General features: G+C 64.5%; 20 protein-coding genes, 1 tRNA gene and 1 pseudogene. 6 read left to right on the plus strand and 16 right to left on the minus strand.

Annotated elements, in window-relative coordinates; all coding sequences use genetic code 11:
* From C0Z19_RS26635 to C0Z19_RS26650, 4 genes and pseudogenes are all read right to left on the minus strand, one after another.
* Positions 1-181, minus strand: a pseudogene (locus tag C0Z19_RS26635) (sulfate adenylyltransferase subunit CysD); the annotation flags it as partial.
* A 128-nt stretch (positions 182-309) separates the two neighbouring features.
* A complete protein-coding gene (locus C0Z19_RS26640) occupies positions 310-1,071 on the minus strand; it encodes a phosphoadenylyl-sulfate reductase (RefSeq protein WP_102612842.1) in 762 nt (253 codons plus the stop codon).
* Positions 1,068-1,607: a DUF934 domain-containing protein gene (locus C0Z19_RS26645; RefSeq protein WP_102612843.1), complete on the minus strand. Its 540-nt coding sequence runs from the start codon at positions 1,605-1,607 to the stop codon at positions 1,068-1,070. Before C0Z19_RS26645 ends, C0Z19_RS26640 begins: the two co-directional genes overlap by 4 nt.
* Before the next feature lie 27 nt (positions 1,608-1,634).
* Entirely contained in the window at positions 1,635-3,314 is a 1,680-nt protein-coding gene (locus C0Z19_RS26650; RefSeq protein ID WP_102612844.1) for a nitrite/sulfite reductase, read from the minus strand.
* 206 nt (positions 3,315-3,520) lie between these two features.
* Here C0Z19_RS26650 and C0Z19_RS26655 point away from each other — a divergent pair, with 206 nt between their 5' ends.
* From C0Z19_RS26655 to C0Z19_RS26675, 5 genes are all read left to right on the plus strand, one after another.
* The gene (locus C0Z19_RS26655; RefSeq protein WP_102612845.1) at positions 3,521-4,462 is read left to right on the plus strand and encodes a CysB family HTH-type transcriptional regulator; all 942 of its coding nucleotides are present in this window, start codon (positions 3,521-3,523) and stop codon (positions 4,460-4,462) included.
* 81 nt (positions 4,463-4,543) lie between these two features.
* Positions 4,544-5,728 (plus strand): ABC transporter substrate-binding protein, encoded by a 1,185-nt coding sequence (locus C0Z19_RS26660; protein WP_102612846.1) that lies wholly within the window; start codon positions 4,544-4,546, stop codon positions 5,726-5,728.
* Positions 5,729-5,853: 125 nt separating this feature from the next.
* Positions 5,854-5,938, plus strand: a tRNA-Leu gene (locus C0Z19_RS26665).
* A gap of 271 nt (positions 5,939-6,209) precedes the next feature.
* Positions 6,210-6,569 (plus strand): BrnT family toxin, encoded by a 360-nt coding sequence (locus C0Z19_RS26670; protein ID WP_321187179.1) that lies wholly within the window; start codon positions 6,210-6,212, stop codon positions 6,567-6,569.
* Complete coding sequence (locus tag C0Z19_RS26675; protein ID WP_102612847.1) at positions 6,523-6,828, plus strand: BrnA antitoxin family protein; 306 nt, start codon at positions 6,523-6,525, stop codon at positions 6,826-6,828. Before C0Z19_RS26670 ends, C0Z19_RS26675 begins: the two co-directional genes overlap by 47 nt.
* A gap of 89 nt (positions 6,829-6,917) precedes the next feature.
* Here C0Z19_RS26675 and C0Z19_RS26680 read toward each other — a convergent pair whose 3' ends face one another.
* The 11 genes from C0Z19_RS26680 to kdgD all read right to left on the minus strand — a co-directional run bounded on the left by C0Z19_RS26680 (position 6,918) and on the right by kdgD (position 19,835).
* On the minus strand, positions 6,918-7,835 hold the full coding sequence (locus C0Z19_RS26680; protein ID WP_102612848.1) for an ABC transporter permease: 918 nt from the start codon (positions 7,833-7,835) through the stop codon (positions 6,918-6,920).
* The gene (locus tag C0Z19_RS26685; RefSeq protein ID WP_102612849.1) at positions 7,835-8,704 is read right to left on the minus strand and encodes an ABC transporter permease; all 870 of its coding nucleotides are present in this window, start codon (positions 8,702-8,704) and stop codon (positions 7,835-7,837) included. Before C0Z19_RS26685 ends, C0Z19_RS26680 begins: the two co-directional genes overlap by 1 nt.
* On the minus strand, positions 8,701-9,783 hold the full coding sequence (locus tag C0Z19_RS26690) for an ABC transporter ATP-binding protein (protein WP_102612850.1): 1,083 nt from the start codon (positions 9,781-9,783) through the stop codon (positions 8,701-8,703). Before C0Z19_RS26690 ends, C0Z19_RS26685 begins: the two co-directional genes overlap by 4 nt.
* A 69-nt stretch (positions 9,784-9,852) precedes the next feature.
* On the minus strand, positions 9,853-11,016 hold the full coding sequence (locus C0Z19_RS26695) for an extracellular solute-binding protein (protein WP_102612851.1): 1,164 nt from the start codon (positions 11,014-11,016) through the stop codon (positions 9,853-9,855).
* 59 nt (positions 11,017-11,075) lie between these two features.
* The gene (locus C0Z19_RS26700) at positions 11,076-12,023 is read right to left on the minus strand and encodes an SMP-30/gluconolactonase/LRE family protein (protein ID WP_102612852.1); all 948 of its coding nucleotides are present in this window, start codon (positions 12,021-12,023) and stop codon (positions 11,076-11,078) included.
* Positions 12,020-12,874: an NAD-dependent epimerase/dehydratase family protein gene (locus C0Z19_RS26705; protein ID WP_102612853.1), complete on the minus strand. Its 855-nt coding sequence runs from the start codon at positions 12,872-12,874 to the stop codon at positions 12,020-12,022. Before C0Z19_RS26705 ends, C0Z19_RS26700 begins: the two co-directional genes overlap by 4 nt.
* A 1-nt stretch (position 12,875) precedes the next feature.
* The gene (gene garD / locus C0Z19_RS26710; protein WP_102612854.1) at positions 12,876-14,471 is read right to left on the minus strand and encodes a galactarate dehydratase; all 1,596 of its coding nucleotides are present in this window, start codon (positions 14,469-14,471) and stop codon (positions 12,876-12,878) included.
* A gap of 60 nt (positions 14,472-14,531) precedes the next feature.
* A complete protein-coding gene (gene gudD / locus C0Z19_RS26715; RefSeq protein WP_175084113.1) occupies positions 14,532-15,872 on the minus strand; it encodes a glucarate dehydratase in 1,341 nt (446 codons plus the stop codon).
* Positions 15,873-15,949: 77 nt separating this feature from the next.
* Complete coding sequence (locus C0Z19_RS26720; RefSeq protein WP_102612866.1) at positions 15,950-17,335, minus strand: enolase C-terminal domain-like protein; 1,386 nt, start codon at positions 17,333-17,335, stop codon at positions 15,950-15,952.
* A 95-nt stretch (positions 17,336-17,430) separates the two neighbouring features.
* On the minus strand, positions 17,431-18,801 hold the full coding sequence (locus C0Z19_RS26725; protein WP_102612856.1) for an MFS transporter: 1,371 nt from the start codon (positions 18,799-18,801) through the stop codon (positions 17,431-17,433).
* Positions 18,802-18,920: 119 nt separating this feature from the next.
* Positions 18,921-19,835, minus strand: coding sequence for a 5-dehydro-4-deoxyglucarate dehydratase (gene kdgD, locus C0Z19_RS26730; protein ID WP_102612857.1), 915 nt, complete (start codon positions 19,833-19,835; stop codon positions 18,921-18,923).
* Positions 19,836-19,950: 115 nt separating this feature from the next.
* Here kdgD and C0Z19_RS26735 point away from each other — a divergent pair, with 115 nt between their 5' ends.
* Positions 19,951-20,847, plus strand: coding sequence for a LysR family transcriptional regulator (locus tag C0Z19_RS26735; RefSeq protein ID WP_102612858.1), 897 nt, complete (start codon positions 19,951-19,953; stop codon positions 20,845-20,847).
* Positions 20,848-20,885: 38 nt separating this feature from the next.
* Here the strand turns inward: C0Z19_RS26735 and C0Z19_RS26740 are convergent, their stop codons facing one another.
* Positions 20,886-21,260, minus strand: a complete 375-nt coding sequence (locus C0Z19_RS26740) for a copper resistance CopC family protein (protein WP_146012157.1) — start codon at positions 21,258-21,260, stop codon at positions 20,886-20,888.
* Positions 21,261-21,410 lie beyond the last annotated feature (150 nt).

Genomic DNA, 21,410 nt, shown 5'->3' on the forward strand with positions numbered 1-21,410 from the left:
CCAGATGCAGCACGACCACCGAGTCCTTGCCGCCCGAAAACAGCAGCGCAGGCTTGCTGCACTCGGCCACGAGCTCGCGCAGGATGTGGATCGATTCCGCCTCGAGCCAGTCGAGGTGGTCCATGCGGGTCGTCGTGACCGTGAGCGGGGTCGTCGCGGAGGGTTCGAGAATCGTGCTCATGTTTACCGTTTTCCTTTCGTTGGCCTGCGAACCGCCCGGCGCCAATGCGCTCGATCCGGCCCTCGCGGCGCTCGGATGCTGCTGATGTCGCTGCCTGTGTGTCTGTCTGCGAATATCGTCGCCGGCGCTCAAGCCGACGTCGGCGCTTGCGTGGCGTTGGGCGCGAATTGAATGGTCGTCACATGCAGGCCACATTCTTTCGAATCGCGCGACTCCCACCACCAGCGCCCGGCCCGGCTGTCCTCGCCAGGCCGTACCGCACGCGTACACGGCTCGCAGCCGATACTCGGATAGCCGCGTGCATGCAGCGGATTGACGGGCACGTCGTAGGCCTTCAGATAAGCCCAGACTTCGCCTTCGCTCCAGTCCGCCAGCGGGTTGTACTTCGCGATGTTGCGCGTCGCGTCGTGCTCTTCCTCGTGCAGCTCGGCGCGCGTGACGGACTGCTCGCGACGCTGCCCCGTCACCCACGCATCGACGCCCGCGAGCGCGCGATTCAACGGCTCGACTTTGCGGATCTCACAGCAGCGCTTGCGCAGGTCGACGCTCTCATAAAAAGCGTTCAGGCCATGCGTGCCGACATACTCGTCTATGGCATCGGCTTGCGGATGAAGCTGCTCGATCTCATAACCGTAGCGCTCGCGCACACGGTCGATCATGCTCAGCGTTTCCGCATGCAGGCGGCCCGTGTTCAACGAAAAGATGCCGATCGGCAGCGCGTGCGACAAAATCGCGTGCGTCAGCACCATGTCCTCGGCGGCCAGGCTGCTGGCGAATTTGATCGTCGCGTGGCGTCCCGCGATGTCGGCCACGAACGCGTGCAGGCGCTCGATCTTCGCCTGCAGCGCCGCATCGTTCGGCGCAGCGGCCGGTGTCCGGTCCCCGCTCATGCCTGCGGCTCCGCTTCGAGCGCCGCACGGCGGCGGAACAACGGTTGCGGCGTATCGAATGCACCCTGGTACTTGACGGTGAATTCTTCGAACGCGCGCAGTGCGTCGTGAATGTCCTTGTCGGCGCGCACGGCGAACGCATCGAACCCGCAACGCGCCATGAAATTCAGCTGGTCGCGCAGCACGTCGCCGATCGCGCGCAACTCGCCACGCCAGCCGTAGCGCTCACGCAGCAGACGCGCGGTGCTGTAGCCGCGACCGTCGCGAAACACGGGAAAATCCACGCCGATCAACGAGATCTTGTCCAGATCGGCGGCGAGATCGGCCGGCTCGTCCTCGGGGGCGAGCCACACGCCCAGTGCATCTTTCGAACGCGAGGCGACGATCGCCTCGCGTGCCTGCTTCCAGAGCGAGAACGGCACGAGCACGCGGCCGGCGGGCAACGCGTGGATTGCGGGCAGCGTGCCGTCTTCGGCCGCGCGCACCACCGTCCAATCGTCGCGCACCACCGAGCGGTTTTTGATAATCGAAGTCATCTGCAAATATCCCTTTCTCGCCCGTGCTTACGCGTGCGCCGGCTGACGCGACGCGTAGACGCGTTCCTTGAACGGCGCCACGCCGATCCGATTGTAGGTGTCGATGAAGCGCTCGCCGTCGATACGGTTCTCGATGAAGGTATCGATGACTTTCGTCACGACGTCGGGCATCTCCTCCGCCGCGAACGACGGCCCGATCACGCGGCCCAGGCGCGCGCCTGCCGCGCCGTTGCCCTGCTCGCCGCCGAGCGTGACCTGATACCACTCCGAGCCGTCCTTATCGACGCCGAGAATCCCGATGTTGCCCACGTGGTGATGTCCGCACGAGTTGATGCAACCGGAGATGTTCAGCGACAGGTCGCCGAGGTCATACACGTAGTCGAGATCGGCGAACCGATCCTGAATCGCCTGCGCGATCGGCAACGACTTCGCATTCGCGAGCGAGCAGAAATCGCCGCCAGGGCACGCGATGATGTCGGTCAGCAAGCCCAGATTCGGCGTCGCGAATCCCTGCTTTTTCGCTTCTTCCCAGACGGCGAACAGATCGCGCTTCTTCACGTCCGCGAGAATCAGGTTTTGCTCGTGCGAGACGCGGATCTCACCGAACGAATACTTGTCGGCCCACTCGGCCACGGCTTCCATTTGCTCGGCGGTTGCATCGCCAGGCGCGCCCTTGGCGGGCTTGAGCGAGAGCGTCACGGCAGCGTAGCCGGGCACGCGGTGCGGGCGCAGATTGCGCTCGATCCAACGCGCAAATGCGCGGTTCTCGAGCAGATGCTTTTCGAACGACGCGTCGGTATCCGACAGCTTTTCGTACTGGGGCGGCTTGAAGTACTGGGCGACGCGATCGAATTCGGCCTGCGTCAGCGTCGACGGGCCATCCTTCAGGTGCTGCCATTCCTCTTCGACTTGCTGCGCGAACTTTTCGGGCCCGAGCGCCTTCACGAGAATCTTGATGCGCGCCTTGAACGTATTGTCGCGGCGACCGAAGCGGTTGTACACGCGCAGCACGGCTTCGCAGTAAGTCAGCAGATGCTGCCACGGCAGGTTTTCGCGAATCACCGCGCCAATGATCGGCGTACGGCCCAGGCCACCGCCGGCGAGAATCGCACAGACCACTTCGCCCGCCGCGTTCTTCGACAGATAGACGCCCAGATCGTGGATCTGCACGGCGATGCGGTCTTCCGTCGAGCCCGACACCGCGATCTTGAACTTGCGCGGCAACCAGCTGAATTCGGGGTGAAACGTCGACCATTGACGCAGGATCTCGGCCCACGGACGCGGATCGACGATCTCGTCGGGCGCCACCCCGGCGAATTGATCGGCCGTGATGTTGCGGATGTCGTTCCCAGACGTCTGGATGCCGTGCATCTGCACCGACGCCAGATCGGCCAGAAGATCGGGCGTTTCCTCGAGCTTGATCCAGTTGTACTGGATGTTCGTGCGCGTCGAGAAATGGCCGTAGCCGCGGTCGTACTTGCGGGCGATGTGCGCCAGCATGCGCAGTTGGTCGCTGCGCAGATTGCCGTACGGAATCGCGATCCGATGCATATACGCGTGGCGCTGCATGTAGAGGCCGTTCTGCAACCGCAACGAACGGAATTCGTCTTCGCTCAATTCGCCCGACAAACGGCGGCGGACCTGGTCGCGATACTGCGCGACGCGTTCGTCGACGATGGTCTGGTCGTACTGATCGTATTGATACATTCGCAACCTCAGTGGTGTTGCGCCGCCCTCGCGCGCGGCGCCCGAATCGCTATCGATGTCCGCGGTCGGCTATCGTTCAGGCCTTCCGCGCATGTGCTAATGACGAAAACAGCTATAGATATTGAAAAACGTCCGTTGATCGTAATAAACTGGCCTTATATTTCAAACGACTAAAAAATTCTTTCCTTATGTCAGTAGGGTTATAAATGAACCTGCACCAATTTCGGTTCGTGCGCGAGGCGGTCCGCCAAAACTTCAATCTGACGGAGGCGGCCAAGGCGTTGTACACCTCGCAGCCGGGCGTCTCGAAGGCGATCATCGAGCTCGAGGACGAACTGGGCGTCGAGATCTTCACGCGCCATGGGAAGCGGGTCCGGTCGCTGACGGAGCCGGGGCGGATCATCCTGGCGTCGGTCGAGCGGATCTTGCAGGAAGTCGAGAGCCTGAAGCGCATCGGCAAGGATTTCGCCGCGCAGGACCAGGGCAATCTCGTGATCGCCGCCACCCATACGCAGGCCCGTTACTCGCTGCCCGGCGCGATCGCCGAGTTCAAGAAGCGGTTCCCCAAGGTGCATCTGTCGATCCTGCAAGGCAGCCCGACCCAGGTTGCCGAAATGGTCATGCACGACCAGGCGGACATCGCCGTGGCCACCGAGGCGATTTCCTCATACAAGGAACTGGTGTCGCTGCCCTGTTTCCAGTGGCACCACGTGGCCGTGATGCTCGCCGACCATCCGCTGCTGGAGCGCAAGCAGCTCTCGCTCGAAGATCTGGCCCAATATCCGCTGATTACTTACGACAACGCGTTCGCGGGCCGCACGAAGATCAATCAGGCGTTCTCGCTGCGCGGGCTGTCGCCCGACATCGTGCTCGAGGCCATCGACGCCGACGTCATCAAGACCTACGTCGAACTGGGTCTCGGCGTGGGCATCATGGCCGACATCGCCTTCAATGCCGAGCGCGACCGCCACCTGCGGGCGATGCCGGTCGGCCATCTGTTCGGCAGCAACCTGACCCGCGTGGCGCTCAAGCAAGGCGCCTATTTGCGCAGTTACGTTTACACGCTGGTCGAACTGCTCTCGCCGACGCTCAATCGCAAGCTCATCGAGCAGGCGCTCAAGGGCGAGCATGAGAGCTACGAGCTTTGAAGCATCGTTGTTAAGTGCATCGACAAAGGCCGCGCCCGCATGGATGGGCCCGGCCGCCCCTTTCCCTTTGGAGACCCTCGCATGGCGTTGACCGCATCCCCGTTCGCCTCCCTTCGCCGCGCTGTCGCGCTCGCAGCTTTCGCGCTCGCTGGCGTCGCCCAGAGCGCCCCGGCTTTGGCCGATGTCAAAGTCGGCATCGATTTGTCGACGACGGGCCCCGCCGCCGTGATCGGCATCACGAGCAAAAATGCCATGCTGATGTGGCCGAAGACGATCGCCGGCCAGCGCGCGCAATACATCGTGCTCGACGACGGCTCGGACCCAGGCGCGGCCGTGCGCAACATCCGCAAGCTCATCAACGAAGACCACGTGGACGTGATCGTCGGACCCAACGTCACGCCGGCGGCGCTTGCCGCGCTCGATGCCGTGGCCGATTCGCACACGCCGATGATCACGCTGATCGGGTCGGCCAGCGTCGTCGAACCGCAGGAAGGCAAGCGCGTATGGGCATTCAAAATGGCGCAGACCGACAGCGCCATGGCCGACGTGATGACGCGCTACATGTCGAACCACGGCGTGAAGAGCGTCGGCTTCATCGGGTTCGCCGACAGCTACGGCGACAGCTGGCTCAAAGAATTTTCTACGTTTGCGAAGTTGCGGCACATCGAGCTCGTGGCGACGGAGCGTTATAACCGCACCGACTCGAGCGTGACCGGGCAGGTGCTCAAGCTCGTGGCCGCGCGGCCCGACGCGATCCTCGTGGCCGGGGCCGGCACGCCGGCCGTGCTGCCGCAGCGCGAGCTCATCGAACGGGGCTACAAGGGGGCGATCTATCAAACACATGGCATCGCCACGCCGGCATTCATCAAGCTCGGCGGCAAGGATGTCGAGGGCACGCTGTTCCCAACCCAGCCGGTTGTCGTTGCCCGCACGCTGCCGGCCGATCATCCGGCGAAGAAGGCCGCGCTGGCGTTCGTCAACGCTTATGAGGCGAAGTACGGGCCGGACAGCGTGACGCAATTCGCGGGCGACGCGGCCGGTGTGTATCCGCGGCTCGACGATGCCGTCGCACGTGCGCTCAAGACGGCGAAGCCCGGCACCGAAGCGTTTCGCGCGGCGCTGCGCACGGCGTTGGAGCAGGCGCACGAGCTTGTCGTGCCGAACGGCGTCGTCAATACGAGCGCGAGCGACCACGTGGGCCTCGATCAGCGCGCGAGCGTGATGGGGATCATCAAAGGCGGGAAGTTCGTTTATTTGAACCAATAACGGCAGCGCGGGCTGCAGCCGATTTTGCGCTGCCGCCCTTTTTCCTCGGGCGCGCTTGTCAGCCGCGCCGACTTGCGCCATAATCGCGCTCTTATCGCTCGGCGTTTCATGGCGCCGACACACCTGCCCAGGTGGTGAAACAGGTAGACGCAGGGGACTCAAAATCCCCCGCCGCAAGGCGTGCCGGTTCGAGTCCGGCCCTGGGCACCAAGAATTCCCGTCCCAAGCGCATTGATTCCCCAAACTTTCTGTCTGCTGCCGGCGTAAGTTCGCTTTGGCCCCGCGCTGCAACGATTGCGTCTTGCGGGTGGTGCCACCTGCCACGGCGCGCTTTGCGTCCCACAACAGCCTGTCTACCCCTGCGCTACCGCTTCGGGCGTTCGCGCGATCCCCAGACTCGTCCGATCGTTGGCCCGATTGAGCCGCAGCGCATGCCTCGCGCGTACCCTCTCGCTTTGTTTTTCAGCCCGGTGAACCGCGCGTGCCGCACTCCGGCAATCGACATGATTTTGGGGGATACAAAAATTTGTGTACGCCTTGTTTTTGGGGATACAATAATTTCGACGAGATTACCTTCGATCCCGTTAAACGCGATACGACGTTCCTGGAACGCGGGCTGGATTTCGGCGACGCGGCAACGGTCTTTCAAGGGAATACGTTGGATAGGGTCGACGATCGATTCGACTATGGCGAAGAACGGATCATCACGATCGGGCGGCTCGCCGGGCGCATGGTCATCGTCGTATGGACACAACGGGGCGACGCTCGCCACATTATTTCGATGAGGAAAGCAAATGAACGCGAGGAAAGGCGCTTTGGGCAGCGACTTGGCCAAGGTTGACGCACGTGGCGTGCGGGCTTCCGATTACGAGGAAATCCCGGAACTCGGCGATGAGTTCTTCGAGAAGGCGGACGAGCATCGCAGTGGCGTACTCGTCAAGCGCGGTCGAGGAAGGCCGCCCGGCGCCACCAAGATCCAGATGAATCTGCGCATCGATATCGACGTCATAGCGGCCTTCAAAGCGCAGGGGGAAGGCTGGCAGACGCGAATGAATCAGGCTTTGCGCGAATGGGCCAGTTCGCACGGCATGATGCGCTGACGATGTACCTCCAACATCCGGCCGCGGGCCCCTCCGGGCGCCCGCGGTCGATTGCGCAGCCGTCAGCAGCCGTCAGGCAGCCGTCGTCCCTACCGCTGTTCCTTCACCCGCGACACCAACTGCGTCGGACTCACGAACTGCAGCGCGATCAACACCCAGATCAGCGTAATGGCCATATAGATCATCGCCATCGCATCGATCGATTGCGGCGCGCGCACCCCGGTCGAAAACACCGCGTAGTACAGGGCGACGACGAGCGTCTGCGTGTCGGGCCCCGCCGTGAAGAACGTCAGCTCGAACATGCCGATCGTGCGCACGAGCACGAGCAATCCGGCTGCGAGCATCCCCGGCACGAGCAACGGCAACAGCACATGGCGGAAGTAGCGCAGCGTGTTCGCGCCGAAAATACGTGCGGCTGCTTCGAGGTTGGGGTCGATCTGTTCGATGAACGGCGTCATCACCAGAATCACGAACGGCAGCGCCGGGACGAGATTGGCCAATATCACGCCCGCCAGCGTACCGGCCAGCCCGACCTTGTACATCACCGTCGCCATCGGAATGCCGTACGTCACAGGCGGCACCATCAGCGGCAGCAGGAACGTCAGCATGGCGATGCGCTTGCCGGGGAAATTGGCCCGCGCGAGTGCATAAGCCGCCGGCACGCCGAGCGCGATCGACAACAGCACCACCGCTCCGACAACCTCAACCGTCACGCGCAGCACGCTCGACAGCTGAAAATCGCTCCATGCCTGCGCGTACCAATGCAGCGTGAAGCCCTGCGGCAGCAGCGTGCCGAACCAGCGCGTGCCGACCGAGTTGACGGCAACGGTGGCAATCAGCAACAGCACGTTGAGCAGAAAGAACCCCATGACGCCCCAGACGAGCGCCCGCCAAAGGCGACTGCCGATGCCTTCGGCATGCCTGCCGGGCTTGGCGTTCGATGCGCCGCGGCCGCTACGCGGCTCGGCCATCGACAGCGTGCCGGCGCCTTGATTATCGGTTGCCATCATCCCTTTCCTCCCGTCACGGGACCGGTATAGAAGAACCGGCGCGCGCCGAGCATGCCGGCCACGACGATCAATTGCACGAAGCCCATCACGATGGCGATCGTCGAAGCGAGCGAGTAGTCGTAGCTTTCGAACGCAGCCTCCGACGCCGCGATCGACATGACCCGCGTCGGGCCGGCCGGCGAACCGAGCAGCACCGCCGAAGGAAACACCGAGAACGCCTGCACGAACGAGAGACAGGCCGCCATCGTCAGCCCCGGCACGAGCAGCGGCAGATAGATCTGCCTGAACTGCTGCCACGGGCTCGCGCCGAGCGTGGCAGCCGCCCGTGCCAGCGTCGGGTCGATGCCCGTCACGTACGAGAGCGTGAGCAGGAACGCGAACGGAAACCCGGACACGATCAGCGAAATCAATACGCCCCAGTAGTTATGCGTGAGCCGCACTTCGTCACCGTACAGGTGCAGCGCCTGCACCGCTTGCGGAAACCAGCCGTTCGGCGAAAAGTACGTCAGCATGCCGTCGGCGATCAGCACCGTGCCGAGCGTCACCGGAATCACGAGCAGCGTCGTCACGAGCTTCTGATAGGGCGACTTGCGACGCAACGAGAACGCGACGGGCACCGAGACGCCGACGTTGATGATCGTCGCCGGCACGGCCAGTTTCAACGTGACGAAGATCGTCGGCCACATCGAACTGTCGGTGAAGAACGTCAGATAGTTGGCGAGCAGCCCGCCACCATTCATCGGTTCGAACGACAGCATCAAGCCGTAAGCGAACGGATAAATAAACAGCGCGACGATGAAGCCGAGCGCTGGCGTGACCAGCCAGCCCTTCGCGTCGCGCGGCCCCGATAACGTCACCGCGCTCATGATGCAGCCTCCGGGCGGTACACGAGCGCGCGCTCGCGCGAAATGGCCAGCGTCACACGTTCGCCTTGAACGAACTCGCCTTCGACGCGCGCCCACATCTTGCCGAACGGTGCGCTCACGAGCAGCAACGAGTCGCGCCCGCCGTATTCGACGACGTCGACATGCACTCCGAATGCGTTCGGCGTGCCTGCCTCGGCGCGGACGAGATCGTCGGGACGAATCGCGATCATCGCGCTCTTGCTCTCGAGCGCTTCCATCGGCGTGCCGACGAGTGGCACGCCGCCTGCCGACACTTCGACCGCTTCGCCGGCCGCGCGCTCGAGCGTGCAGGGCAACACATTGCGGTAACCCATGAAACGCGCGACATGAAGGTTCTTCGGCCGGCAATACACCTCTTTCGGGGAGGCGACCTGCTGCACGACGCCTTCCCTCATGACGACGATGCGGTCGGCCATCGATAGCGCCTCGTCCTGATCGTGCGTCACGTAGATCGTCGCGCGATCGAGCCCACCGTGAATGCGTCGAATCTCCGCACGCATTTCGATGCGCAGCTTCGTATCGAGGTTCGAAAGCGGCTCATCCATCAGCACCACGGGCGGCTCGATGACGATCGCACGCGCGATCGCGACACGCTGCTGCTGCCCGCCCGAGAGCTGTCCCGGCAGCTTGCTTTCATGGCCGACGAGCTGCACGAGCTGCAGCGCCGCGCGGGCGCGCCGCTCGATCTCGCTCTTGCCCATGCCGCGCATCTTCAAGCCGAAGCCGACGTTATCGAGCACCGACATGTGGGGGAACAGCGCGTAGTTCTGGAAGACCATGCCGAACCCACGCTTCTCGGGCGGCAGCACGTCGATGCGCTGGTCGTCGAGCCAGATTTCGCCGCCCGTCAGCGGCTGCAGACCGGCGATACAGTTCAGCGCCGTGGATTTGCCGCAGCCGGACGGTCCCAGCAACGCGATGAACTCACCGCGCTCGATATCGAGGTCGAGGCCTTTCAGTGCAGCCACCTGCTCGCCCTCGGCGTTCGCGAAGCTGCGGTGGACCGAACTGAGGCGCAACCGATCGAATGTATGCTTCATAGTGAATTTCCTAACTGACCTCTCGACATGTGGCCGGCTCGTCCGGCCACATGGATTTCGCTTGCCTGCTTACTTTGTCTTTTGCGCGCCGATCTCGCGGTCCCATTTCTGGAATGCCGCAACCATCTTGTCGGCCGGCAGCGGCAACGCGTTCGGATACTTCGCGATCCAGCCGCCGTACTCGGTTCGGCCATACTTCTCGAGGACGACCCGGCTCTTTTCCGGCGCATTCGAGTCCGTCAGCCCCTTGATCGCGGGACCGGGATAGAAGTAGCCGTCGTCGTACGTCATCGCCTGCTGCGCCGGCTCGAGCATGAAGTTGATCAGCTTGTAGAGCACGTCGAGCTTGGCCTTCGGCACGCCCTTCGGAATCACCATGTAGTGCGCGTCGTTGACCCACGTCATGTTGTCGAACGCCCCAACCCGGAAGTTGGCCGGCACCACGCCAAGCGCACGCGGATTGATGTCCCAGCCCGTCATCGTGACCGTCATGTCGCGCGAGCCTTCCCCCAGTTCCTTCATGACAGCCGACGTGCCGCCCGGATAGTAGGGAATGCACTCGTTGAGCTGTTTGAGGAACGCCCAGGTCTTGTCCCAGCCCTTGTCAGGATCCTTCGGATCCTTGTCGCCCAGCAAATAAGGCAGGCCCATCAGGAATGCGCGGCCCGGGCCCGAGTTGGCCGGACGTGCGTAGATCAGTTTGTTCGGGTGCGCCTTGCACCAGGCGAGCAACTGATCGGCCGTCCTGGGCACATCCTTCACATGGTCGGGGTTGTATTCGAGCAACGGGCCCGCCGGCGTGTAGGTCACTTCGACGCCATAGCCCTGGGCGAGATCCAACATCTTCCGGGCGCCCTCCGAATAGACACCCGGCACGCTCGGAAACTTCGCCGTGTCGGGCAGCAGCTTCATCCACAGATGCTGCTCGATGCCCGCCGCCAGCGCATCGGTGCCCGTCAAGACGAGATCGATGTCCGAACGGCCCGCGCCCTGCATCGCTTTGATCTTGCCCGGCAGCTGCGGCGCAGGTGCATTGGTGTACGTGATGTTGCTGACGAGATTCGGGTACTTCGCCTTGAACGCCTCGAAGCCGTCCTTCGTCAACGCGAGATTACCGGCGACGTCGACGATGTTCAGCGATACGGGGTCGGCGAAGCTGGCCGTCGCCATCACCGAAAAACTGAGCGCCGCAGCGATGCAGCCGATACGACGTGTGATTCTTGAACCTGCCATGTCTCCTCCAAAGGTTATCGGGATGACCCGTTTCGTAGATTCGTGTTGATGCTGCCGCCCTACATTTTTCGTCCGCCCCCCTGCCGCCTGCCTGCTTCCGACACCTCGTCCGGCAGGCGCAGCATCGGTTCTGGCAACCCCTTGACGCCGACGTCCAGCGCAAACGTCGCACCCGAGAGCGGATCGCCGTCGAGCCGGATCGACGTGACGAACAACGTGTCGAGCCGCGCCCCGCCGAACGCGCACATCGCCGGCTTCGCGACGGGCACCGCGATGCTGCGAGCGAGCTCGCCCGCCGGCGTGAAACGATGCACGACGCCGCCGTCGTTGCCGCAGATCCAGTAGCAACCGTCGGCATCGACCGCCGCCCCGTCCGGGCGGCCGAGGCCCGCCTGTTCCGGCATCTCGACGAACACGCGCTGCCCATGCGGCACGCCGTCATCGACGTCGTAATCGAACGACCAGATGATGCGGCGGCTCGGATGTGAATCGGACATGTACATCGTGCGACCATCCGGGCTGAAGGCCAGCCCGTTCGGCACGATCAATCCGTCGCACAACGTCTGCAACTTGCGCCGCCCCGCATCGAGCCGATACAAGCGCCCATGCGCGCGCGCAAGCGCGTTATCGCAAACCATCGTGCCGGCGAGAAAACGCCCCTGCCGGTCGCAGCGTCCATCGTTGAAGCGCATGCCTTCGCTCGCGTGGGACACCATCGCGAGACATTCCTCGGAAACGATCGGCGCGCCCGGCTCGGGATGCTGCATCAGATAGATGCCGGTCTCCATTGCCAGCGCGAGGCCGCCTTCGGCAACGAGCGCGAACGAACCGGCCATCTCCGGCAACGTCCACGCATGCGTGCGATCAGTGGATGCATCCCAGCGCCACAGCGTGCGCTCGACGATATCGGTCCAGTAAAGCGCCGCTTCGGACGCATGCCAGATTGGACATTCGCCTACGCCGCAACGCATCTCGCCGATCCGTTCGAGCGATACCGTACCGGTCATGGCCGTGAGTCTCCGAAAGGCCCTGCCGCGACGAACGCTCCGCCCTGGTAGACGCGCACGGGATCGTCCTCGCGCAGCGGCGGCTGCTCGCGCTCGATGCGCTCGCGCCAGGGCTCGCTGCTCTGCGTCGGCGCGTAGCCGAGGTGTGCGGCGTGCGCGTTGTCCCACCAACAGTCTCGATTCGCCGATACGCCGAAGACGATCGTGCAACCCACCTTCGGCACGAACATCGCGCGCCGCACCAGTTGCTCGAGATCGTCATAGCCGAGCCATGTACTGAGCATGCGCCGATCCTTCGGCTCGGGAAACGACGAACCGATGCGCAGGCACACGCTTTCGATGCCGTAGCGATCGAAGTAGAAGCGCGCGAGTTGTTCGCCGAACGCCTTGCTCAGGCCGTAATAGCTGTCGGGACGTGGCGGTGCCGCCGCGTCGATGACTTCGCCCTGGCGGTAAAAGCCCGTCACGTGATTGGAGCTCGCAAACACGATCCGGCCCACGCCATGTCGGCGCGCCGCTTCGTAAAGGTGATAGGCGCCCTGGATATTGGCCGGCAGCACTTCTTCGAACGGACGCTCGACCGAGACGCCGCCAAGATGAACGATCGCGTCGACACCGTCGACGAGTGCATCGACAGCCGCGGCGTCGGCCAGGTCGCAGACGATCGCTTCCTCGCCGGCACGCGGCTCGCCGAGCGAAGCGATGTCGGACACGCGCAGCACGTCGGCATAACGCGTGAGCCGTTCGCGCAGCACGCGGCCGAGGCCGCCCGCCGCGCCCGTCAACAGGATGCGGCCACAGTGCGTGCGAATGCCGTCCAACGGATCGGCGGGATGAGGCTGTTGCGTCATATCAGGTCACCGGCGCAGGGTTGAACAGAACGAGGTCGTTATGCAGACCGAGCTTGTCGGCGCACACCTGCCGACGGCCACTCGCCACGTCCAGAATCATGTGGAAAAGCTCCCAGCCGATATCGGCGATGCTCGCTTCGCCCGTCGCGATCCGCCCCGCATCGAGGTCGATCAGATCGTGCCAACGCTCGGACAACGCTTTGCGCGTCGAGACCTTGATCACGGGCGCCATCGCCAGACCGTAAGGCGTGCCGCGGCCCGTCGTGAACACCTGCAGGTTGATGCCGGACGCGAGCTGCAACGTGCCGCACACGAAATCGCTCGCGGGCGTGGCGGCGAAGATGAGGCCTTTGCGGCGCATTTTTTCACCGGGCCCGAGCACGTCCACGATCGGGCTCGTGCCCGATTTGACGATCGAGCCGAGCGCCTTCTCGACGACGTTCGAGAGACCGCCGCGCTTGTTGCCCGGCGACGGGTTGGCGCTACGATCGGCGCGGCCGCCGCTCAGATAGTCGTCGTACCAGGCCATCTCGCGCAGCAAGGCGCGACCGACGTCTTCATCGATTGCGCGCGGCGTCAGCAAATGAATGGCGTCGCGCACTTCGGTGACTTCCGAAAACATGACCGTGCCGCCCGCGCGCACGATCAGATCGGCCGCGAAGCCGACTGCCGGGTTCGCCGTCACGCCCGAGAATGCATCGCTGCCGCCGCACTGCACGCCGATGACGAGGTCCGACGCCGGGCACGTTTCGCGACGCCGTTCGTTCAGGCGCGCGAGCCGCTCGTCGGCCATCGCGAGGATGGCATCGACCATTGCACCGAATCCGTCGAAGGCTTCGTCTTGCAGCGACAGCACGGGCGATTGCGGCTTGCCGGCGACTTCGATCGGAATCCGCCCGCCTGGCGCGAGTTGCGAAGGCACCAGCCGCTCGGGCACGAGCTTTTCGCAGCCGAGGCCGATCACCATCACTTCGCCGCCGAAGTTGGGATTGACGGCGAGGTTTTGGAGCGTGCGGATCGGGACGATCGCGGCCGGCGCGTTGATCGCGACACCGCAGCCGTAGGTGTGGGTGAGCGCGACGACATCGTCGACGCTCGGATAGCGCGGCAACAGCTCGCGCTTGATGCGCGCGACGACATGGTCGGTGACGCCGGCCACGCACTGCACGCTCGTCATGATGCCGAGGACGTTCTTCGTGCCGACCGTGCCGTCGGCATTGCGATAGCCCTCGAACGTGTAGCCTTCGAGCTTCGGCGCTTCAGGCGCCTTGCGCGTCGCGAGCGGCAGCGCATCGAGCGCCGGCGGCTTGGGCAGTTCGACCGCGCTTTCATCGATCCAGCTGCCGCGCGCGAGCGGTTTCGCCGCATACCCGATGATCTCGCCGTAGCGCACGATCGCATCGCCCTGGTTCAGATCGGTCAGCGCGACCTTATGCCCTTGCGGCACGCCCTGCGCGAGCACGGTGCCGTCGTCGAGCACCGCGCCCGCGGCGAGGCCGCGCGCGTTCACGACGATCGCGACGTTGTCGCGTTCGTCCACGCGGATCGTCAGCGCACGATCGGCGGTGAGCTCGGACGCGGAAGTTGAAGCAGACATTGCAAAGGACTCCATCGTTTGTCGCGTTGTCACGGTGTTACGCTGCGTATCGGCGCACGTTCAACGCACGAGGCACGGACGCTTGTTGTCGAAGGTCCATCCCGGTATCAGGTACTGCATCGCCGCGGCGTCATCCCGGCTGCCGAGACCATGCTCGAGGTACAGCGCGTGTGCGCTCGCGAGCGCGGCTTCGTCGAGTTCGATGCCGAGCCCGCCGCGCGCCGGCACCGCCACCTTGCCTTGCTCGATCTTCAACGGTTCGCGCGTAAGGCGCTGACCGTCCTGCCAGATCCAGTGCGTGTCGATGGCCGTGATCTCGCCGGGCGCGGCGGCGGCCACCTGCGTAAACATAGCAAGCGAAATGTCGAAGTGATTGTTCGAGTGCGAGCCCCACGTCAGGCCCCATTCGGCGCACAGCTGCGCGACACGCACCGAACCGCGCATCGTCCAGAAGTGCGGATCGGCAAGCGGAATGTCGACGGCGCCAAGCGTCACGGCGTGACCGAGTTGGCGCCAGTCCGTGGCGATCATGTTCGTCGCGGTGCGCAGGCCCGTCGCACGGCGAAACTCGGCCATGACCTCGCGGCCCGAATAGCCGTTCTCCGCACCGCAGGGGTCTTCGGCATAGGCCAGCACGTCGCCTTTGCCGCGACACAGGCGCACCGCATCGGCAAGCGACCATGCGCCGTTCGGATCGAGCGTGATGCGCGCGTCGGGGAAACGTTCGGCGAGCGCCGTCACGGCTGCGATCTCGTCTTCGCCCGGCAACACGCCGCCCTTGAGCTTGAAGTCTTCAAAGCCATAACGCTCGTGCGCGGCCACGGCCAGCCGCACGACGGCCTCGGGCGTCAGCGCCGGTTCGTTGCGCAGATGAAACCACGGGTCGCCGGCATCGCTTTCGCTGCGGTAGTCGAGATCCGTGCGGGCGCGCTCGCCGACATAGAACAGATAGCCGAGCATCGGAACATGCGAGCGCTGCTGCCCTTCGCCGAGCAAAGCGGCCACGGGCACGTCGAGATGCTGTCCGAGCAGGTCGAGCAGCGCCGCCTCGATCGCGGTCACCGCATGCACGGTCACGCGCAGATCGAACGTCTGCGTGCCGCGTCCGCCCACATCGCGATCGGCAAAACGCCGGCGCACGCTGGCGAGCACGTCCTGCCAGCGGCCGAGCGATGCGCCCACCACGAGCGCAGCCGCCTCTTCGAGCGTCCTGCGAATCGCTTCGCCGCCCGGCACTTCACCGAGCCCCGTGCGTCCATCGCTGTCCTCGAGAATGACGATGTTGCGCGTAAAAAACGGCCCATGCGCGCCGCTCAGATTCAGCAGCATGCTGTCGCGCCCGGCCACGGGCACGACGCGCATGCGCTTGACCACCGGGGTTTGCGAGGTCGGGGAAGACATCGTCGGATTCGTCATTGCGTGTTGCTCATCGTGTTCAGGTTCATTCGGCGGCGAAGTAGTCTCGCCTCGCCGCCACTTCAACGCGGCTTCGCGGCATTGGAGCCCGCGCGCACGGCTTTGCCGAAGCTCGGCCGCTTCGGATCGTAGGTCCAGCCAGGCACGAGATAGCGCATCGCGACGGCGTCGTCGCGTGCGCCGCTGCCGAGCGAGCGATAAAGCGCATGCGCTTGCTCGACGCGCTCGAGGTCGATCTCGATGCCCAGCCCCGGCCGCTGCGGCACGGCCACCTGCCCCGCTTCGATCGCGAACGGTTCGCGCGTCAGACGCTCCGCGCCTTCCTGCCAGATCCAGTGCGTGTCGATCGCCGTGATCGGTCCCGGCGCGGCCGCGGCCACGTGCGTGAACATGGCGAGCGACACATCGAAGTGGTTGTTCGAGTGCGAGCCCCACGTCAGCCCGACTTCGCTGCACAGCTGGGCCACGCGCACCGAGCCCTGCATCGTCCAGAAGTGCGGATCGGCCAGCGGAATGTCGATGGCGCCCAGCACGAGCGCGTGCCCCAGCTGACGCCAATCGGTGGCGATCATGTTCGTGGCCGTCGGGATGCCCGTCGCGCGCCGGAACTCGGCCATCGTCTCGCGTCCCGAGTAACCGTGCTCGGGACCGCAAGGGTCTTCGGCATAACCGAGCAGGTGCGCCTGCCCCCGACAGAGCGCGATCGCTTCGTCGAGCGACCATGCGCCGTTCGGATCGAGCGTCGCACGCGCATTCGGAAACCGCGCCTTGAGCGCCGCGACCGCTTCCATTTCCTCGGCGCCGTCCATCACGCCGCCTTTCAACTTGAAGTCGGTAAAGCCGTAGCGTTCGGTCGCCGCTTCGGCAAGTCGGGCAATCGCCGCAGGCGTCATCGCGCTTTCATGGCGCAGACGCAGCCATTCGTCGCGCGCACCCGTACCGTCGACATACGGCAGGTCCGTCTTCGTGCGATCGCCGATGTAGAACAGATAGGCGAGCATCGGCACGCGCTCGCGTTGCTGACCGCTGCCGAGCAGTTCGGCAACGGGCACCTGCAGGCATTGCCCGAGCAGATCGAGCAACGCCGCCTCGACCGCGGTCAACACGTTGTCCATACGCAGGTTGATCTCGTGCGGCTGACGCAATACGGCCGTCTCCGCCTCCGATCCGACTTCATAGACCGTGCCCCGATGCGCCTCGCCGCCGCCGGCGAGTGCGCGACGGATGGCGTTCAGGGTCCCGTTCATGCGCCCGAGCTCGCTGCCGATCACGAGCGGTGCAACGCGTTCGAGCGCGCTGCGAATCCCTTCGCCGCCCGGCACTTCGCCGGCGCCCATGCGCCCGGCCGAATCGGTCAGCAGCACGAGGTTGCGCGTGAAGAACGGCGCGTGCGCGCCGCACAGATTGAGCAGCATGCTGTCGCGGCCCGCGACGGGAATGACGCGCATGCCCGTCACGCGCGGCGTGCCGCTATGCGTGCGCGAATCGGTCGTTTGGCGGTCCACCTTGATGCCTCTCCTTTTTGCGATTTCGAGCAGTTCGATCAATTCGACGCAGGCAGGGCGCCGAGCTTCACGCGCTCGATCTTCCCGACCATGAACAGATAGCAGACGCATGCGACGAGGCCATGCAGGCCGACGAAGACCAGCGCCCCGTTGAACGATCCCGTGTGCCCCACGATATAGCCGACTGCGATCGGCGTCGTGATGCTCGACAGATTGCCGAACGTATTCATCAACGCACCGCTCAATCCCGCGATCTCCTTGGGCGCAGTGTCGGAGTTGACGGCCCAACCGAGCGCGCCGAGCCCCTTGCCGAAAAAGGCGAGCGCCATCACGGCCACGACGATGGCCTGCGCATCGACATAGTTGCAGATCACCATGCTCATCGACAGCAGCATGCCGAGAACGATCGGCACTTTGCGCGCCACCGACAGCGACGAGCCGCGCCGCAACAATGCATCGGAGACGATGCCGCCGAGAATGCCGCCGAGGAACCCGGCGATCGCGGGCACCGATGCGACGAAACCGGCCTTCAGGATCGACATGCCGCGGGCCTGCACGAGGTAGACCGGAAACCACGAGATGAAGAAGTAGGTGAGCGCGTTGATGCAGTACTGCGCGAGATAGATGCCCATCAACATCCGGCTGCGCAGCAGCTGCCTGATGTGACGCAGATCGGGGCCTTGCTTCTTCGCTACGCCGCGCTCGCCGCGGTCGAGATCGACGAGCCCGCCGCCTGCTTCGATGTATTCGATCTCGGCGCGATTGACGCCCGGGTGTTCCCTCGGGTCTTTCATGAACAGGCGCCATGCGATTGCCATGACGATGCCGAGCACGCCCATGACGATGAACACCGCGTGCCAGCCGAACGCATGCACGAGCCAACCCATCAACGGCGCGAAGATGACCGTCGCCGCATACTGGGCCGAATTGAAAATGGCGGAGGCGGTGCCGCGTTCGTTGGCGGGAAACCACGCGGCCACGATACGGCTGTTGGCCGGGAACGAAGGGGCTTCAGCAAAACCGACGAGAAAGCGCAGCGCGAACATCGCCGCGATCGCCGCGGCGCCCGCGAGAAAACCGATCGTCCCTTGCAGCAGCGTGAACACCGACCACAGAAAGATGCTCGCGCCGTACACGCGTCGGGAGCCGAAGCGGTCGAGCAGCCATCCGCCCGGCAACTGGGCGATCACATACGACCAGCCGAATGCCGAGAAGATAAAGCCCAGCGACACCGCGTCGATGCCGAAATCCTTTTGCATGGCCGAGCCCGCGATCGAAATGCTCGCGCGGTCGGCGTAGTTGATCGTCGTCGCGATGAACAGCATCGCGAGAACCAGGTAGCGCACGCGCGTTGCACGCAGTGCTTGCGGCACCGCCGTCGCGCCCGCCGTCGTGGTCTTGGTTTGCATCGTCCCCTCCTTCGCTCGCGCTTGCTGACGCGCCGCGGCCGAGTATGTCGTCCGGGCTCGACAGTCCCGGTTTTATGGAGCGGCACGTCATGCGCGCCGCCTTCTGCGCTTCGGCTTCTTTAAGCGATGCGCGCGATGAGCGTTTTCAGCTCGGCCTGCTCGGCTTCGGTCAAATCGGTCAGCGGTGCGCGCACAGGCCCCGCGCTGCGCCCGATCGCTTTCATGCCGGCCTTTACGATCGACACGGCGTAGCCACGTTTGCGGTTGCGCAAGCCGATATACGGCAGCACGAACGTGTTCAGATCGGCGTAGACCTTCGTGTGATTGCCCGCACGGACGGCCGCATAGAAGTCGAGCGCGAAATCGGGCACGAAATTGAAGATCGCCGACGAATACGTCGTCACGCCCAACGTGAGGTACGGCAAGGCGAACGTTTCAGCCGTGGGCAAGCCGCCGACGTAGGTGAAGCGATCGCCCAGACGCGCATGAATGCGCGTCATCAGTTCCAGATCGCCGATGCCGTCCTTGAAGCCGACGAGGTTCGGGCAACGTTCTGCGAGACGCTCGAGCGTCACTTCGTCGAGCACCTGATTGGCACGGTTGTAGACGATCACGCCCAGGCGCGTCGATTTGCAGACCTGTTCGACGTGCGCGGCGATGCCGTCGGCCGGCGCTTCGGTCAGATACGGCGGCAACAGCAGGATGCCGTCGGCGCCGGCCGCTTCGGCCGACGCGCAAAGCGCCTTGGCCATCGCCGTGCCGTAGCCGGCCGGCGCGATGACGGGAACGCGCCCGCCCGTCTGCTCGACCGCGGCGCGTACGACGCGCTCGACTTCAAGCGGTGTCAGCGAGAAGAACTCGCCCGTGCCGCCTGCCGCGAACAGACCGGCGGCCGGATGACCCAACAGCCAATCGAGATTCGCGCGATAAGCGGCCTCGTCGAATGAGAAATCGTCCTTGAAATGCGTGACGGGAAACGAGAGCAAACCGGTGCCGATCTGGTGTGCGAATTCGGTGGGCGTGTAACGTGACATGGCGGCGTGGCGCAAGAAAGCGTTAAGTGGTTGAACTTCAATGGGACGATTCTTGCACCGTGAACGATTCACGTCCAAGATAACGAATGTTTCGATTGATTCAGGTTTTGTATCGATGTTCGAACTCAGCCAGCTACGCTGCTTCGTTGCCGTCGCCGAAGAGCTTCACTTTGGCCGCGCCGCGGAACGGCTTCACATGACGCAGCCGCCGCTTTCGCGGCAAATCCGCCTGCTCGAGCATCAGGTGGGCACGGAACTCGTCGCGCGCTCGAGCCGCTCGGTCAAGCTCACGGCCGCCGGCCGCAGCTTTTTGCCCGATGCCGCGCGCATCCTGCGCCTGGCGGACGAAGCCGCGGCTACCGCCCGCCGGGTGGCGGCCGGCTCCTCGGGCACGCTCGCGATCGGCTTTACCGCATCGGTCGGCTACGGCGTGCTACCTGCGCTCGTCAGTGCCGTGCGCGCGGGCTCGCCCGGAGTCAGGCTGACGTTGAAAGAAATGGTGAGCGGCGCGCAGTTGGAAGCGCTCGACGCGCGCGAGATCGATTTCGGCCTGTTGCGGCCGCCCGTCGAGCACGGAGAGTTGGTCGACCGCCCGTGTCCCAACGACGCCCTGGTGCTGGCGCTGCCGGCGGCGGCGGCTAAGGAATGGCCGACGCGGCCGACGCTGGCCGACTGCGAAGGCCGGCCGCTGTTGATGTATTCGCCGTATGAAGCGCGCTACTTCCACCAGCTCGTGAGCGCTCTGCTGGAGCGCGCGGGCGTACTGCCCGACATCGTCGAGTACGTGAGCCAGATCCACTCGATGCTTGCGCTCGTGCGCGCCGGGATCGGCGTGGCGCTGATCCCCGCGGCGGCGGCGATGCTGCACTTCAAAGGCGTGACGTACCGGCCGGTCCGCACGACGCCGCTCAAGCCCGTGGAGCTGCGCTTCGTCTATCGCAAGGACAACGACAACCCCGTCTTCAGTGCGCTGAAGGACGATTTGCACAAGGCTTTGGCGCGCGCTCGCTAAAGGCCTGCGCCGTCGCGTCATGCGTTCACTTCATGCCCTCACTTCACGGTGAACCGGTAATGACCCTGCGTGCGATGGCCGTCCTCGGCCACCGCCACCCACGACACCGTGTAATCACCCGGCTTCAACGCTTGCAGCGCGACCGTCATATGCTTTTTGTCGCCGGCATCGACGCTCGATCTGCCGCTCGTCACCGATTTGCCGTGTGCATCGGCCACCTGCAAGACGCTGAAGGCGGGCTCGAGCGCGTCGTCGAATTCGATCGACACCTGCTTCTGGTCCGCGCCGACTGTCGCGCCAACGCCCGGCGTTTGCTGCTTGGGATGCGCATGCGCCCATGCCGATTGAGCAAGCACCGACGCTGCAGCGGCTGCAAGGGCAATTTTCAACAAAGAGATCAAGGACGTTTTCATGGTGGTATCGGGCGGGAATGCACGTCAGCCGAGCCGTGGCCATCGGAAACTCCACGACGGGTCCGCTGGCCCGCGGTCTGGAATCCGTAGGACGAAACCTCCCGATTATCGGCGAGGCCAACCGCCTGGGGCAAGGCGGGCGCGGCCCGA

Source organism: Trinickia soli, assembly GCF_002879855.1.
In the GTDB taxonomy this organism is placed as follows: domain Bacteria; phylum Pseudomonadota; class Gammaproteobacteria; order Burkholderiales; family Burkholderiaceae; genus Trinickia; species Trinickia soli.

Coding starts and splice junctions, on each gene's coding strand:
- C0Z19_RS26735 (WP_102612858.1), top strand. CDS start 19,951: ATGTTCGAACTCAGCCAGCTACGCTGCTTCGTTGCCGTCGCCGAAGAG.
- C0Z19_RS26725 (WP_102612856.1), bottom strand. CDS start 18,801: ATGCAAACCAAGACCACGACGGCGGGCGCGACGGCGGTGCCGCAAGCA.
- C0Z19_RS26675 (WP_102612847.1), top strand. CDS start 6,523: ATGAACGCGAGGAAAGGCGCTTTGGGCAGCGACTTGGCCAAGGTTGAC.
- C0Z19_RS26685 (WP_102612849.1), bottom strand. CDS start 8,704: ATGAGCGCGGTGACGTTATCGGGGCCGCGCGACGCGAAGGGCTGGCTG.
- C0Z19_RS26655 (WP_102612845.1), top strand. CDS start 3,521: ATGAACCTGCACCAATTTCGGTTCGTGCGCGAGGCGGTCCGCCAAAAC.
- C0Z19_RS26645 (WP_102612843.1), bottom strand. CDS start 1,607: ATGACTTCGATTATCAAAAACCGCTCGGTGGTGCGCGACGATTGGACG.
- C0Z19_RS26740 (WP_146012157.1), bottom strand. CDS start 21,260: ATGAAAACGTCCTTGATCTCTTTGTTGAAAATTGCCCTTGCAGCCGCT.
- C0Z19_RS26660 (WP_102612846.1), top strand. CDS start 4,544: ATGGCGTTGACCGCATCCCCGTTCGCCTCCCTTCGCCGCGCTGTCGCG.
- garD (WP_102612854.1), bottom strand. CDS start 14,471: ATGTCTGCTTCAACTTCCGCGTCCGAGCTCACCGCCGATCGTGCGCTG.
- C0Z19_RS26640 (WP_102612842.1), bottom strand. CDS start 1,071: ATGAGCGGGGACCGGACACCGGCCGCTGCGCCGAACGATGCGGCGCTG.
- C0Z19_RS26650 (WP_102612844.1), bottom strand. CDS start 3,314: ATGTATCAATACGATCAGTACGACCAGACCATCGTCGACGAACGCGTC.
- C0Z19_RS26680 (WP_102612848.1), bottom strand. CDS start 7,835: ATGGCAACCGATAATCAAGGCGCCGGCACGCTGTCGATGGCCGAGCCG.
- C0Z19_RS26720 (WP_102612866.1), bottom strand. CDS start 17,335: ATGCGCGTCATTCCCGTCGCGGGCCGCGACAGCATGCTGCTCAATCTG.
- kdgD (WP_102612857.1), bottom strand. CDS start 19,835: ATGTCACGTTACACGCCCACCGAATTCGCACACCAGATCGGCACCGGT.
- C0Z19_RS26705 (WP_102612853.1), bottom strand. CDS start 12,874: ATGACGCAACAGCCTCATCCCGCCGATCCGTTGGACGGCATTCGCACG.
- C0Z19_RS26690 (WP_102612850.1), bottom strand. CDS start 9,783: ATGAAGCATACATTCGATCGGTTGCGCCTCAGTTCGGTCCACCGCAGC.
- C0Z19_RS26695 (WP_102612851.1), bottom strand. CDS start 11,016: ATGGCAGGTTCAAGAATCACACGTCGTATCGGCTGCATCGCTGCGGCG.
- gudD (WP_175084113.1), bottom strand. CDS start 15,872: ATGTCTTCCCCGACCTCGCAAACCCCGGTGGTCAAGCGCATGCGCGTC.
- C0Z19_RS26700 (WP_102612852.1), bottom strand. CDS start 12,023: ATGACCGGTACGGTATCGCTCGAACGGATCGGCGAGATGCGTTGCGGC.